Origin of the sequence: Acidovorax bellezanensis, assembly GCF_025421555.1 — a bacterium.
Taxonomy (GTDB): Bacteria; Pseudomonadota; Gammaproteobacteria; order Burkholderiales; family Burkholderiaceae_C; genus Comamonas; species Comamonas bellezanensis.
Genome location: NZ_JAODYH010000003.1, coordinates 293,197 through 306,466, shown reverse-complemented (window position 1 = coordinate 306,466; position 13,270 = coordinate 293,197). Strand labels below are relative to the sequence as shown.

Annotated in this window: 12 protein-coding genes; 8 read left to right on the top strand and 4 right to left on the bottom strand. The window is 67.7% G+C overall.

What is annotated here, in order from left to right:
* Genes N0K08_RS04985 through N0K08_RS04970 form a run of 4 tightly spaced genes read left to right on the top strand, consistent with a single transcriptional unit; the run spans position 1 to position 5,127 of the window.
* Positions 1–1,665: a PepSY-associated TM helix domain-containing protein gene (locus N0K08_RS04985; RefSeq protein ID WP_261498961.1), complete on the top strand. Its 1,665-nt coding sequence runs from the start codon at positions 1–3 to the stop codon at positions 1,663–1,665.
* Complete coding sequence (locus N0K08_RS04980; protein ID WP_261498959.1) at positions 1,662–2,021, top strand: DUF3325 domain-containing protein; 360 nt, start codon at positions 1,662–1,664, stop codon at positions 2,019–2,021. Before N0K08_RS04985 ends, N0K08_RS04980 begins: the two co-directional genes overlap by 4 nt.
* Positions 2,018–3,181, top strand: coding sequence for an efflux RND transporter periplasmic adaptor subunit (locus tag N0K08_RS04975; RefSeq protein WP_261498958.1), 1,164 nt, complete (start codon positions 2,018–2,020; stop codon positions 3,179–3,181). Before N0K08_RS04980 ends, N0K08_RS04975 begins: the two co-directional genes overlap by 4 nt.
* Positions 3,175–5,127: a MacB family efflux pump subunit gene (locus tag N0K08_RS04970; RefSeq protein ID WP_261498957.1), complete on the top strand. Its 1,953-nt coding sequence runs from the start codon at positions 3,175–3,177 to the stop codon at positions 5,125–5,127. The genes N0K08_RS04975 and N0K08_RS04970 overlap by 7 nt, the downstream gene beginning before the upstream one ends.
* 21 nt (positions 5,128–5,148) lie before the next feature.
* Here the strand turns inward: N0K08_RS04970 and N0K08_RS04965 are convergent, their stop codons facing one another.
* The gene (locus N0K08_RS04965; RefSeq protein ID WP_261498956.1) at positions 5,149–6,054 is read right to left on the bottom strand and encodes a LysR substrate-binding domain-containing protein; all 906 of its coding nucleotides are present in this window, start codon (positions 6,052–6,054) and stop codon (positions 5,149–5,151) included.
* A 135-nt stretch (positions 6,055–6,189) separates the two neighbouring features.
* Here N0K08_RS04965 and N0K08_RS04960 point away from each other — a divergent pair, with 135 nt between their 5' ends.
* The 4 genes from N0K08_RS04960 to N0K08_RS04945 all read left to right on the top strand — a co-directional run bounded on the left by N0K08_RS04960 (position 6,190) and on the right by N0K08_RS04945 (position 9,560).
* A complete protein-coding gene (locus N0K08_RS04960; RefSeq protein ID WP_261498955.1) occupies positions 6,190–7,359 on the top strand; it encodes a muconate cycloisomerase family protein in 1,170 nt (389 codons plus the stop codon).
* A gap of 55 nt (positions 7,360–7,414) precedes the next feature.
* The gene (catC, locus tag N0K08_RS04955; RefSeq protein WP_261498954.1) at positions 7,415–7,693 is read left to right on the top strand and encodes a muconolactone Delta-isomerase; all 279 of its coding nucleotides are present in this window, start codon (positions 7,415–7,417) and stop codon (positions 7,691–7,693) included.
* 50 nt (positions 7,694–7,743) lie between these two features.
* Positions 7,744–8,730 (top strand): Bug family tripartite tricarboxylate transporter substrate binding protein, encoded by a 987-nt coding sequence (locus tag N0K08_RS04950; RefSeq protein WP_261498953.1) that lies wholly within the window; start codon positions 7,744–7,746, stop codon positions 8,728–8,730.
* Positions 8,731–8,798: 68 nt separating this feature from the next.
* The gene (locus N0K08_RS04945) at positions 8,799–9,560 is read left to right on the top strand and encodes an alpha/beta fold hydrolase (RefSeq protein ID WP_261498952.1); all 762 of its coding nucleotides are present in this window, start codon (positions 8,799–8,801) and stop codon (positions 9,558–9,560) included.
* On the opposite strand, the gene N0K08_RS04940 is transcribed toward N0K08_RS04945, so the two are convergent.
* Genes N0K08_RS04940 through N0K08_RS04930 form a run of 3 tightly spaced genes read right to left on the bottom strand, consistent with a single transcriptional unit; the run spans position 9,557 to position 13,269 of the window.
* Positions 9,557–11,113 (bottom strand): AMP-binding protein, encoded by a 1,557-nt coding sequence (locus N0K08_RS04940; RefSeq protein ID WP_261498951.1) that lies wholly within the window; start codon positions 11,111–11,113, stop codon positions 9,557–9,559. The two genes, N0K08_RS04945 and N0K08_RS04940, sit on opposite strands and share 4 nt — an antisense overlap.
* Before the next feature lie 43 nt (positions 11,114–11,156).
* Positions 11,157–12,101, bottom strand: a complete 945-nt coding sequence (locus N0K08_RS04935) for an Lrp/AsnC family transcriptional regulator (RefSeq protein WP_261498950.1) — start codon at positions 12,099–12,101, stop codon at positions 11,157–11,159.
* Positions 12,102–12,117: 16 nt separating this feature from the next.
* A complete protein-coding gene (locus N0K08_RS04930; protein WP_261498949.1) occupies positions 12,118–13,269 on the bottom strand; it encodes a thiolase family protein in 1,152 nt (383 codons plus the stop codon).
* Between the last annotated feature and the right edge of the window lies 1 nt (position 13,270).

Genomic DNA, 13,270 nt, shown 5'->3' with positions numbered 1-13,270 from the left:
ATGGGCAAGGCAAAAAACACTTACGGCGCAGGGCAGGGCGGTTTTCGCCAAGCCCAGGCCTGGCTGCATACCTGGTGCGGACTGTGGTTCTCCTGGCTGTTGTTCGCGGTGTTCCTCACGGGCACGCTGGCCGTGTTCGAGGAGCCCATCACCCATTGGATGACACCCGAGCACCATGCCGAGGAGGCGGCCGAAGCCGCGGCCCAGGCCGGGCCTTCGGCGCCGCTGGCGCAGCGTCTGGCCTGGGGCGCGGCCTACATGGCAAAGCACCATCCCGATGCCGGCATGTGGGAGCTGTGGCCCGCGGATGCGCAGGGCGCGGGCACTCTGCGCGCCTATTGGTTCGACAGCCAGCGGCAATACGCTTCGGCCGACCTCGACACGACCACGGGCGAGCCCCTGGCCGCGGGGCGCGAGACGCCTGCGCGCCAGACCGAAGGCGGCCACCATTTCGTCGACTTCCACTACGAACTGCATGCCGGCCAGGTGGGGCTGTGGATTGTCGGCATCGCCGCCCTGGCCATGCTGGTGGCGCTGGTCAGCGGCGTGATCACGCACCGGCGCATCTTCAAGGATTTCTTCACTTTCCGCCCCCGCAAGGGCCAGCGCAGCTGGCTGGATGCGCACAACGCGGTGGCGGTGCTGACCCTGCCGTTCCAGTTCATGATCGCCTACACCGGCATCGTGATTTCGGGCCTGACCTTCATGCCCGCGGGCGTGGTCGCGCAGTTCGGCGCAGGCAGCGCAGGCGCGGCGGCTTTCCAGGCTGCGCTTAACGAGCCCGGCAAGCCCCAGCCCAGCGGGCGCAGCATGGCCGTTCCCGATCTGGCGCCGTTCGCCTTGCGCGGCCAGCAGTTGATGGGGCAGCCGGTGCGCGCCGTGGTGGTCGATCACCCGGGCGATGCCGCGGCGCGCATCGGCGTCTATGGCTGGAACGACGACGCCAGCGCCCAGCAGCGCCTGAGCCCGACCAGCGGCATGGCCATGTTCTCCGCGGCCACGGGCGAAGTGCTGCAGGTGCGCATGCCGGGCGGCGTGGATGGCGGCAAGGCGTCGCTGGCGCAATCGGTCATGGGCGGATTGCACATGGCGAAGTTTGGTGGGCTGGCGATGAAGTGGTTGTACTTTCTGTGCGGCCTCGCGGGCAGCGCCATGATGGCCACGGGCGCCATGCTGTTCATCGTCAAGCGCCGGCCCAGGCACCTGGGCGAGTTCGGCGCCGCCACGGCGCGGGTCTACGGGCTGATCGAGGCGGCGAACGTAGCAGCCATCGCCGGCCTGGGCCTGGCCTGCATCGGTTACCTCTGGGGCAATCGCCTGGTGCCCTTGGGAATTGCACACCGTGACGACTGGGAGCTGGCGGTGTTTTTCGGCGTCTGGGGACTGGCCCTGGTGCACGCGCTCGCGCGCCCACCGGCCTGCGCGTGGAAGGAGCAACTGGCGCTGCTCGCGGCGTTGTGCCTGCTGCTGCCGTTGCTCAACGGACTGACCACGGGCGACCATTGGCTCGCGCAACTGCTGCGCGGCGACTGGGAAAGTCTGGGCGTGGAACTGTTCGTCGTGGCGACCGGCTGCGCCGCGGCCTGGGGTCTGCGCTGGATGTCCCGGCGCAAGCCGGCCAGACGCCACCTGGCGCCGGCCCCGACAACACAGGTGCAACCATGAGTGCCTGGCATGCATCCCTGTTGTCGCTGGCGCTGGCTTTCGCCGGCATGGCCGCGCTGGCCTTCGCGATGGAGCGCCACTACGCGCAGCTCACGGGCGCGCATGAATTGCCGTCAGCGCGTGCCCGGCAGTTGCGCTGCCTGGCCCTGCCCTTGCTGATGGCCGCGCTCTTCCCCTGCGTCTGGGCCTGGGGCGCGACGGTGGGCAGCGTGGCCTGGCTGGGGTTTCTGTCGGCCGGCGCCCTGGGCTGCGCGGCCATGATCAGCGCCACGCCCCGCTGGGCGGCGCGTACCGCGTCGGTCGCCGGACCCGTCGCCGTGCTCGCGCTGGCGTGGACTGTCGGGAGTTGGCGATGAACGCCGCACGCTGGAAAGGCCTGGCGGTGCTGGTCTTGCTGGCCGCGGCGGTGGCGGCGCTGTGGTGGATCACGCGCCCGCGCATGGTCTACGCCACCGAGCCGATCGAACGCACCGATGTCGAGGCCGCGGTCACGGCCATCGGTGTTCTGCAGCCACGGCGTTACGTGGATGTGGGCGCCCAGGTCTCGGGCCAGATCACGCGACTCAAGGTCGCGCCCGGCGATACGGTGGAAAAAGGCGATCTGCTGGTGGAAATCGACCCCAGCGTGCAGCGCGCGACGGTGGATGCCGGCCATGCCCAGCTCGCGGGACTGCGCGCCCAGATGGCCGAGCAGCAGGCCCACCACCGCCTCGCGGGACAACAGCTGGCGCGCCACAAGCCGCTGGCCGCGGCCGGAGCGACGCGCCAGGAAGATCTGGAAAAAGCCGAAGCCGAGTTTGCCGCCACGGCGGCGCGCATCGCCCACCTCAAGGCGCAGAGCGACCAGACCCAGGCGACGCTGCAAGCGGACGTGGCACGGCTGGGCTACACCCGCATCTATGCACCGATGGCGGGCACCGTGGTGGCGGTCGAGGCGCGCGAAGGCCAGACGCTGAACGCTGCTTACCAGACGCCCGACATTCTGCGCATCGCCGACCTGTCGGGCATGACGGTGTGGACCGAAGTCTCCGAAGCCGACGTGCGCCGCGTCAAGCCCGGCATGCCGGTGTACTTCACCACGCTGGGCGGCAACGATGCGGCGGCCGCGCCGGCCGGTCCCCGGCGCTGGCAGGGCCGTGTGCGCCAGGTTCTGCCCGCGCCCGCGCAGTCGGCCAGGAACGCCGGTGCAGCGCCCGTGCCGGTCGTCAAGGCCGTGACCTATACGGCGCTGTTCGATGTGGACAACGCCGACGGCGAGCTGATGCCGCAGATGACGGCCCAGGTGGTCTTTGTCACGGCCAGAGCTGAAGGTGCCGTGGCTGTGCCGCTGTCGGCGCTGTCGGCGGGCAATACGGCACGCGTGTTGGCCCCGGACGGCCGGCCCGAAGTGCGCAGCCTGCGTCTGGGTGCGCGCAGCCGCCACCAGGTGGAAGTGCTTGAAGGCCTGCAGGCGGGCGAGCGGCTGATCACGGGCGAGCAGCAGGTCGGCGGCGGCCCCGCATGGTTGCAATGGTGATGGCCCCGATGATCGAACTGCGCGGCATACGCCGCCAGTACGGCGGGCAGGGCGGCCAGCCCGCGGTCGAAGTGCTGCGCGGCATCGACCTGAACATTCACGCGGGCGAGTTCGTCGCCATCGTCGGCCAGTCGGGATCGGGCAAATCCACGTTGATGCATCTTCTGGGTTGCCTGGACCGGCCCAGCAGCGGCAGCTACCGTTTCAACGGCCGGGATGTGGCCCATCTGGCGGCCGACGAACTGGCGGCCTTGCGCCGCGAAGCCTTTGGCTTCGTGTTCCAGGGCTACCACCTGATTGCGACCGAGTCGGCCGGTGAGAACGTCGAAGTGCCGGCCTTGTACGCCGGCCTGCGAGCGCCCGAGCGCGCGCAGCGGGCCGCGGCCCTGCTGGGCCGGCTGGGCCTGGCCGACAAGCTGCACCTGCGTCCGAATCAGCTGTCGGGCGGCCAGCAGCAGCGCGTATCGATTGCGCGGGCCTTGATGAACGGCGGGCAGATCATTCTCGCGGACGAGCCCACGGGAGCGCTGGACAGCCGCAGTGGTGCCGAAGTCATGGCCCTGTTGCATGAGCTGGCCGACGCCGGCCACACTATCATCCTGATCACGCACGATCGCGAGGTGGCCGCCCAGGCGCGCCGCGTGATCGAGATCCGCGACGGGTGCATCGTCGCCGACAGCGGCACGCAGGCATCGCCCGCTTCCAGGCCTGCGCCGGGCGCGAGGCTGGGCCAGGGCGCAGCCGGCGCCCTGTTCTGGAACGACTTGCGCGAAGCCGCGCGCACCGCCTGGCGCGGCATGCGGCTGAACCGCGCGCGCACGGCGCTCACGTTGCTGGGCATCGTCATCGGCGTGGCGTCGGTGATCGTGATGCTGGCCATAGGCGAAGGCGCGCGCCGCCAGGTGATGGAACGCATGGGCACCATGGGCACGGCCATTCTCTACCTCGGCAGCAAGCCTCCGGCCGCGGGCGGTCCCACGGGCCAGCTGACCGAGGACGACCTGCAGGCGCTGCGCGAACTGCCCGAGATCCACCGCGTTCTGCCGGTGATCGGCGACCCGGTCACCGTGCGCCATGGCCGCGCCGACAAGCAGCTCTATGTGTTCGCGGCCAGCGAGGAAATGCCGGCCGTCCACCATTGGCCTCTGGCGCAGGGGCGTTACTACAGCGCTGCCGAGGACCGGGATCTGGCCCCCCTGGTGGTGCTGGGCCACAAGGCCTGGCAGCATTTCTTTCCCGATGTGGCCAGGCCCCTGGGGCGGCAGCTGCTGATCGGCAACTCGCCGTTCGAAGTCATCGGCGTGATGGCCGAGCGCGGCGCGGACTCGGGCGCCCAGGACTATGACGACATGGTCTTCATCCCTTACCAGTCGGCGCGCGCCCGGGTCTACCAGGCCCAGACGCAGCCTGACTATGTGGTGGTGCAGGCCCGGTCTTCGCAACAGGTACACGCGGCCGAGCAAGCCATGCAGCGCCTGCTGCTGGCCCGGCATGGGCGCGAGGATTTCGGCATCGGCAATGCCGCCGCGCGCATCCAGGCCGAAGCCGCGACCCGGCGCAGCATGACGGTGATGCTGGGCCTGATCGCCGCCGTGTCGCTGCTGGTGGGCGGCATCGGTGTGATGAATGTGATGCTCATGACGGTCAAGGAGCGCACGCGCGAAATCGGCATCCGCGTGGCCACGGGTGCGCGCCAGCGCGACATCCTGCGCCAGTTCATGACCGAAGCCGTGCTCGTGACCTGGGTGGGCGGCGCTGTGGGCGTGCTCGCGGGCCTGCTGGTCGGGGCGGCGCTGATCGCCGCGGGCGTGCCGGTGGTGTTCTCGGTGAGCGCGATGGCCGGCGCATTCGCCTGCGCGGTCGCGACGGGACTGGTGTTCGGCTACATGCCCGCGCGGTCGGCCGCGCGGCTCGATCCCGTGGTGGCCCTGGCCGGCAATCCCTGAGGCCGCCGTGCGGAGCGCCCCTCAGCGGGGCGGCGGTGGCGTCCCGGTCTCTTTCACGCTGTCGATCAGCAGGCTGGCAAAGGCCTGGGCTGCCGCGCTGCGCGACGTGCGGGCGTTCCACAGCAGGCTGGCGGTGCGCACCAGCGGCGGCTGCAGCCCTATGGCGCACATGCCGCTGCCGTGCAGGGCGGCGGCACGCTCGGGAACAATGCAGGCCAGTTGCGGCCCCCAGCGGCAGGCTTCGATCAGCGCGTGCACCGATTCCATTTCCACGCGCACCAGCGGCTGCACGCCGGCGGCGCGCAAATGCTCCTCGAGCAGACGGCGCGTCGCGAAACGCCGTGACAGCAGCACCAGCGGCACGTCCTGGAGCTGGGACAACTGCAGCTGCGCCTGTCCTGCCAGCGGGTGCGAGGCATGGGCGACGAACTGCATGTGCTCTTCAAATACGGGCTCGGAGTCCACGCCGTCGACGCCCGCGGGATGGAAGGCCAGGCCCAGGTCCAGGTCGCCGCCCAGCAGCAGGGTTTCGATTTCCGGCGCCAGCAGCTCGCGCAGCACGACGTGGATCTTGGGGTAGCGCGCATTGAAGGCCGCCACGGCCGCGGGCACCATGGTGTGCAGGAACGTCGGGATGACGCCGACTGTGAGGCGCCCGGCCTGCAGGCTGGCCAGGTCGGCCAGGGCCATGCGCCCGGCTTCGAGCTCCTGCAGCGCGCGCGCCGCATAGTCCTTGAACACCAGCCCCGCCTGCGACAGCTTCAGGCCCCGGCCCACGCGCTCGAAAAGCTGCACGCCCAGCTCCTCTTCGATCTGGCGCAGGCCGTGCGAGAGCGTGGACTGGGTGACGAACAGCTGCTTGGCCGAGGTGGTGAGGTGCTCGGTCCGGGCGATGTCCAGAAAGTAGCGCAGCTGGCGAATTTCCATGGGGCAGGCTGTGGGTTGAACGTTCGAAATTATCGAACGTATTTAATGAAATAAATCATTGGATTGCTTGAATAACCGATATTAAGCTGTATCCAAGCGGCTCATCCTTCCTACCTGCCGCAGCAAAGAGACAGCATGAGCAACGAATTCACCATCGAGCGCATCCAGGTGCGCATTCTGGACATTCCCACCATTCGCCCGCACAAGCTGTCGTTTGGCTCCATCCAGCGCCAGAGCCCGGTCATTGTGCAGCTGTGGCTGCGCAACGGCGCCTGCGGCTTTGGCGAAGCGGCGACCATCGGCGGCCCTTCGTGGAACGAAGAGTCGCCCGAGAGCATCGCCCATGCGATTGAACACTATCTGGCACCCGCCGTGCTGGAGCAGAAAGCCAGCGGCATAGAGCACTTGCTGGCGCGCATGGACATGGCTTGCAAGGGCAATGCCTTTGCCAAGTCGGCCTTGGAAATGGCGCTGATCGACGCCCTGGCCCGCACCCTGAACATTCCCGCCTGGCAACTGCTGGGCGGCAAGCTGCACGAAAGCCTGCCCCTGGCATGGACGCTGGCCAGCGGCGATGTGGAGCGCGATCTGCAGGAAGCCCAGCTGCGCCTGGAGCAGGGCCGCCACCGCATCTTCAAGATGAAGATCGGTGCGCGCGCGCCGCAGGATGACGTGGCCCATGTGAGCCGCATCGCGCGCGGCCTGCCCGATACCGCCACGCTGACGGTGGACGTGAACCAGGCTTGGGACGGCAATACGGCCCGGCGCTACCTGCCCCAGCTGATCGAAGCCGGCGTCACGCTGATCGAGCAACCCGTGGCCAAGTGGAACGTGCCCGCGCTGCGCCAGCTGACGCAGGAGCTCAAGGGCGCGCTGATCATGGCCGATGAGACCGTGTGCACGCCGCAGGACGCGATGATGCTGGCGCGCGAGCAGGCCTCGCATGTGTTCTCGCTCAAGGTGGCCAAGCACGGCGGCCTGCTGCGCACGCGCAAGGTGGCGGCCGTGGCCGAAGCGGCCGATATCGGCTGGTACGGCGGCACCATGCTGGAGACTTCCATCGGCAGCGCGGCTTCGGCCCATGTCTTCTCGACCCTGCCCGGCGCCCACCATGGCTGCGAGCTGTTCGGTCCGCAACTGCTGGTGGACGACATCGTCGAGCAGCAAATGCCCATCCGCGATTTCGCGCTGCAACTGCCCGACGGCCCGGGCTACGGCCTCACGGTTTCGCTCAGTCAGCTCGACCGCTTCGACCGCGCCCTGGCCGGCCGGCAGCCGCTGCACGTGGACCTGGGCAAGGCCTGACATTTTCTGGCCGCACGCCCAAGGCGTGCGCCATCACCACTCTCTGGAGATCTTCATGCTATTTCTTGTCCGTATGGATGTGCGCATCCCCCATGATCTGCCCGCCGAGCAGGTCAACGACATCAAAGTCCGCGAAAAAGCCTACTCGCAGGAACTGCAGCGCGACGGCCGCTGGCAATCGATCTGGCGCGTGGTGGGCGAGTACGCCAACTACAGCGTCTTCGATGTGGCGTCGAACGACGAACTGCACGACCTGCTGCAAGGCCTGCCCCTGTTCCCCTACATGGACATCCAGGTGACTCCGCTGGCCCGCCACCCTTCGGCTATTGCCTGAGCGGCACAGCGTCCACCCCATAAACAAAATACTCCCAAGGAGACAAAAAAATGAAACGTACATTCCTGCTGCAAGCCCTGGCCGGCGTCGCACTGGCCGCCTGCGCCGTCCCCAGCTTTGCCCAAGGTGCTGTCGGCAACTGGCCCGACAAGCCCGTCAAATGGATCGTGCCCTTCCCACCGGGCGGCGCCATGGATGCCATCGCCCGCACGCTGGGTGAAGTGGCCGGGCGCAAGCTGGGCCAGCCTTTCGTCATCGAGAACAAGCCCGGTGCCGGCGGCAACATTGGCTCGGACTATGTGGCCAAGCAGCCGGCCGACGGCTATACGCTGATGATCACGTCCATCGGCATGGCCACCAATGGCGCGCTGTACAACAAGCTCAGCTATGACCCGATCAAGGACTTCGCGCCCGTGAGCCTGCTGGCCGTGGTGCCCAACATCCTGGTCGCCGGCCCCAAGCAGGCCGATGTGAAGACCGTCAAGGACTTGATCGCCAAGGCCAAGCAGCACCCCGACGTGCTGACCTATGCGTCGGCGGGCAATGGCACGTCGATTCACCTGGCCGGCGCCAGCTTCACAGCCCTCACCGGCGTGAAGATGCTGCACGTGCCTTACCGCGGCAGCGGCCCGGCCGTGACCGATCTGCTGGGCGGACAGGTGGACTTCATGTTCGACAGCATCACTTCCGCACGCCCGCACATCCAGGCCGGCAAGCTGCGCGCCATCGCGATCACCACCAAGACGCGTTCGCCGTCCATGCCCGATGTGCCCACGGTGGCCGAAGCCGGCGTGCCCGGCTACGAAGTCTCGCCTTGGTTCGCGACCTTCATGCCCGCGGGCACGCCCGCACCCATCGTTGCCAAGCTGGGCCAGACGCTCAACGAAGCCATGAACGACCCCGAAGTCAAGAAGCGCCTGAGCGCCATCGGCGCCGAGCCCATCGGCAGCACGCCGCAGGCCCTCGGAACCCATCTGAAGACCGAAACCGATCGCTGGACCAAGCTGATCAAAGAGTCGAACATCAAGGTGGATTGACCTTATCCTTACCGGGCCTGCTTGCAGGCCTTTTCTTATCTGGCAACCCACTTCTTACTCTGCTGCCCATGCCCGCATTGCATTCCATCGTCCAGGGCCAAGGCCCCGTCATCGTTCTGAGCCACGCGCTGGGCTGCGACCTGCACATGTGGGACGAAGTCACGGCCTTGCTGCAGGACCGCTACACCATCGTGCGCTACGACCAGCGCGGCCATGGCCGCTCGCCGGCCAGCGCCACCGACTTCAACATGCACGACCTGGCCCAGGACGCCGCCGAGCTGATCGCCGGCCTGGGGCGTGGAGCCGTGCATTTCGCCGGCGTTTCCATGGGCGGCATGACGGCCCAGGCCCTGGCCGCGCTGCATCCGGACATGGTGCGCAGCATCACCATCGCCAACTCGGCGGCGCGCTACGACGACGCCGCCCAGCAAGGCTGGCAGGCGCGCATTGACACCGTGCGGGCGCAGGGCGTGGCCTCGATTGCCGATGGTGCCTTGCAGCGCTGGCTGTCGCCGGAATTTGTGGCGAGCCATGCCGCACGCGTGGCCCGCATGCGGGACAGCCTGGTGGCCATAGACCCCCAGCCTTACGCCCAGGCCTGCCAGGCGGTGGCCGGGATTGCGCTGCACGAGACGAACGCCGCCATCCGCTGCCCGGCCCTGGTGATTGCCGGCACGCTGGACGCGGCCACGCCGCTGGCGATGTCGCAGGAAATCGCCGACGGCATTGCCGGTGCCGAGCTGGCCACCATAGACGCCGCGCACATCAGCTGCGTGGAGCAGCCCGAGCGCTTTGCCGCGCTGCTCGACGGCTTCATCCAGCGGGTTTAAATCACCCGTTCCGCGCCAGCCCAGTAGGGCGCGCGAATGTCTTTCTTCAGCACCTTGCCGTTGGGGCTGCGCGGCAGGCGCGCGACGAAGTCTATGCTCTTGGGCGCCTGCACGCTGCCCAGGCGGCTCTTGCACTGGGCGATCAGTTCGTCGGCCTCGACGGTATGGCCGGGCTTGAGCTCGACCACAGCTTTCACCGCTTCGCCCCATTTCGCGTCGGGCACGCCGATCACGGCGCAGTCCTGTACGGCGGGGTGGGCCCAGAGCACCTGCTCGACTTCGCTGGGATAGACGTTGAAGCCGCCGGTGATGATCATGTCCTTCTTGCGGTCGGTGATGTGCAGGAAGCCATCGGTGTCGAGGTGGCCGATGTCGCCCGTGTGCAGCCAGCCGTCGATGATGGTCTCGGCCGTCTTCTCGGGCGCTTTGTAGTAGCCCTTCATTAGCAGGTCGCCCGTGACGCAGATCTCGCCAGACACGCCGGTCGCGCAGGGCTTTCGGTTGTCATCCAGGATGGCCAGGCGCACCAGCGGCGAAACCCGCCCGCAGGACGACAGGCGCAGGTCGTCGGCCACCTGGCCGTTCACGAAATGCTCTTCGGGCCGCATGATGGAAATCGTGCCCAGGCATTCCGTCTGGCCGTAGAACTCGGTCATCACCGGGCCGAAGACGGAAATCGCTTCGCGCAATTTCTCGACCGACATGGGTGAGGCGCCGTAGAGGAAGTAGCGCAGCGAGGAGAAGTCGCGCGTGCGGATATCGGGCAGGCTCAGCAGGGCGTAGATTACCGTGGGCGGCAGGAAGATTTCGGTCACGCGGTGGCGGGCGATGGCGTCGCACAGGCCTGCGGGGTCTATCTGCTGGAGGATCACCGTGGTGCCGCCGCGCGCGGTGCAGGGCAGTGAAGCCAGTCCGGCCGAATGCGTCATGGGCGCGGCCGCGAGGAACACGGGCCTGTCACCAGCCCCGTAGTGGCAGGCCAGCATGGTGTGGGCCACCAGGGTCTGCATGCTGCGGTGCGTGTTCATCACGCCCTTGGGCGCGCCGGTCGTGCCGCCCGTGGGCTGTACGGCGACCACATCGTCCATGGCGTAATCGATGGCTGGCGGGGTTTTGGACTGGCCCGCAATCCAGGTTTCCAGGTGGATCGCCGACCCGGCCTCGCCGTCGATGCACACCAGCAGCTTCAGCTGGGGCAGGCGGGGAAGAATGGATTCAATCGCCGGCCAGAACGCCTGCTGGAAGAACAGCACTTCGCAGTCGAAGGCATCGAGCAGCTGCGCATTGTCGGGCAGCGAACTGCGCGGGTTGATCGGCACCCAGGCCAGGCCTGCGCGCCAGGCTCCAAGCACGCAGGTCCAGGCCACGGGATCGTTCAGCGACCAGACGGCAGTCTTGGTTTCGCGCGCCAGGCCTTGGGCCAGCAGGGCATTCGCAATCTGGCAGGACAGGGTGCCGGTCTGCTGAAAAGTGAATTTGCGCTCATCCATGGCGTAGGCCACGCCGTTGGGGTTGAGTTGCCAGCCGCGATCGAAGAAGTCGATGATTGCCATTCTTATGTCTCCGTTGTTGTAGGAATAAATGCCGGTTGTGCGATCAGCCCGGGGTCTCGACCAGGCTGATCAGGTCGGCGCGGTGCTTGACGGTCTGGGTGACCAGGCTCACCGAGGTCTCGATCACGCCGGGGACGGTCTCGAGCTTGAGGCGCACGATGTCGAACAAGTGCTCAAGGCTGCGTGCGGCGAAGATCACGTAGAGGTTGGCCGCGCCGCTGATGGCGCTGACCTGGCCTATCTCCTTGTGGGCCATCAGATGCACAAGCGCCTGCTTGATCAGGCGAGGGTCCACCTGGAGGTAGGCCACGGCGGCCACTTCGAAGCCTATCCTGCGGTAGTCGCACACCGCGCCGATATGGATCTGCTTGCTTGCGAGCATGCGGTTGACGCGCTCGCGAATGGTGCTGGCCGACACGTCCAGCACCCGCCCGATCTCCCGGTTGCTGATGCGGCCGTCGAGCTGCAGCTGATGGATGATGGCATCGTCCAGTGGATCGCCCTGCGGCTCGCCCAGCGACAGGGCCGGGCTCAGGCTCACCACGTCGTAGCGGTACTTGTAGGCCTTGAGCGTCACGCTGGCATCCAGGCGTGCGACGCCCTTCACCTGCGCTATATGGTCTTGCAGCAGGGCCAGCAGGCCGTCGTTGTCCTCGACCAGCGCCGTGACGTGGATCTCGGGGCTGCCCATCATCAGCATCACCGAGCCCGCGCCCGCAAAGGCCGCGATGTCGTTGGCCACGGCCTGCGCCGCACGGTCGCGAATCCAGACCCGGATGAAGCAGAACAGCCGCGTGCGGAGGTGCGCAACGTTGCGCTGGGCCATGACCCGCATGACGCTGGCCTCGCTCAGCGCGTTGATGCGCGCAGTCACCGTCGCTTCGGTGATGCCCAGCGCCAGGGCAATCGTTTTCGCGGGACGCCGGCCGTCCTCGCGCAGCTGCCGGATGATGTCAAAGTCCAGGCCGTCGGGCCGATGATTCTCCAAGGTGCTCTCCTCGCCTCTAGGTTTCGTTGCGAAGAATATGTACCACACAGACGGCGCCGGCCCCGAGCATCTGGGCCATGGCGGTGCGCGCGCCCGGGTGCTGGCGGCCTTCGGCTTCGCCACGCAACTGGCGGGTGATTTCGCAGATCTGTCCGAGGCCGGTCGGGCCCAGAGGGTGGCCCATGGCCAGCAGTCCGCCCGAGGGGCTCACAGCAACCCGCCCGCCGATGTCGAAGGCGCCGGCGCGCAGCTCGGCCGCGGCCGTGCCCGGTGCGCACAGTCCCATCTGCTCGACGTACAGCAGCTCTTCGACCGTGAAGGCATCGTGCATTTCGACGATGTCGAGCTGGTCCGGCGTGACGTCGGCTTCGGCGTAGGCCTGCAGCACGGTTTCCTTGGTCAGCGCGGCGTCCCAGCCGGTTTCATCGGGGTACAGGCGCTCGCTGCGCGCCGTGGAATTGAGTACGCGCGGTGCCCGGGGCGGTTCAATGCCGTAGCGGCGCAAGGCCTGCTCCGAGGCCACCAGCACGGCCGCCGCGCCTTCGCCCACGGGGCAGCATTGCAACGGGGTCAAAAAGCCTGCCACCGGATCGCCACCCATGATCTCTTCCAGGCTGTAGGCCTGCTGGCGGTGCGCCCAGGGGTTGCGCGCGCCATTGCTCAGGTTCTTCACCGCCACCCGGGCGAAATCGGCGGCCGTGGCGCCGGACTCGGCCGCGTATTTTTCGGCCAGCAGCGCGAAATGCGTGAAGGGCGACACGCGGTCGCGCTCCAGCGAATCCAGTCCGTTGTGCATCTGCCCGAGGGTGAGGGAGCGGGGCTTGTCCACGCCCACGGCCAGGGAAATCTCGCTCATTCCCGCAGCGACATCCATCACGGCATTGCGAAAAGCGGTGGAGCCTGAAGCCGAGGCATTTTCGACCTGCTGCATGGGAATGCCCGTGCAGCCGAGGTGGCGCAGCATGGGGCGGGCCGGCGACATGTCGAGCTGCGTGCTGGCGAAGTAGGCGGATTCCACGGCGGGCCAGGCGATGCCGGCATCGGCCAGCGCGGCGCGCACGGCGGTGAGGCCCAGCTCCACATAAGAGGTTTGCGAGCGACGCTGGTAGCGGTGGTTGCCGACGCCGATCACATAGACCGGCCGAAGGGCGGAGAGTGCATTGCGCATA

Bases quoted from the DNA above. Each gene is read 5' to 3' on its own strand.
- N0K08_RS04930 (WP_261498949.1), bottom strand. From the start codon at position 13,269: ATGCGCAATGCACTCTCCGCCCTTCGGCCGGTCTATGTGATCGGCGTC.
- N0K08_RS04985 (WP_261498961.1), top strand. From the start codon at position 1: ATGGGCAAGGCAAAAAACACTTACGGCGCAGGGCAGGGCGGTTTTCGC.
- N0K08_RS04945 (WP_261498952.1), top strand. From the start codon at position 8,799: ATGCCCGCATTGCATTCCATCGTCCAGGGCCAAGGCCCCGTCATCGTT.
- N0K08_RS04960 (WP_261498955.1), top strand. From the start codon at position 6,190: ATGAGCAACGAATTCACCATCGAGCGCATCCAGGTGCGCATTCTGGAC.
- N0K08_RS04980 (WP_261498959.1), top strand. From the start codon at position 1,662: ATGAGTGCCTGGCATGCATCCCTGTTGTCGCTGGCGCTGGCTTTCGCC.
- N0K08_RS04975 (WP_261498958.1), top strand. From the start codon at position 2,018: ATGAACGCCGCACGCTGGAAAGGCCTGGCGGTGCTGGTCTTGCTGGCC.
- N0K08_RS04965 (WP_261498956.1), bottom strand. From the start codon at position 6,054: ATGGAAATTCGCCAGCTGCGCTACTTTCTGGACATCGCCCGGACCGAG.
- N0K08_RS04970 (WP_261498957.1), top strand. From the start codon at position 3,175: ATGGTGATGGCCCCGATGATCGAACTGCGCGGCATACGCCGCCAGTAC.
- catC (WP_261498954.1), top strand. From the start codon at position 7,415: ATGCTATTTCTTGTCCGTATGGATGTGCGCATCCCCCATGATCTGCCC.
- N0K08_RS04950 (WP_261498953.1), top strand. From the start codon at position 7,744: ATGAAACGTACATTCCTGCTGCAAGCCCTGGCCGGCGTCGCACTGGCC.
- N0K08_RS04940 (WP_261498951.1), bottom strand. From the start codon at position 11,113: ATGGCAATCATCGACTTCTTCGATCGCGGCTGGCAACTCAACCCCAAC.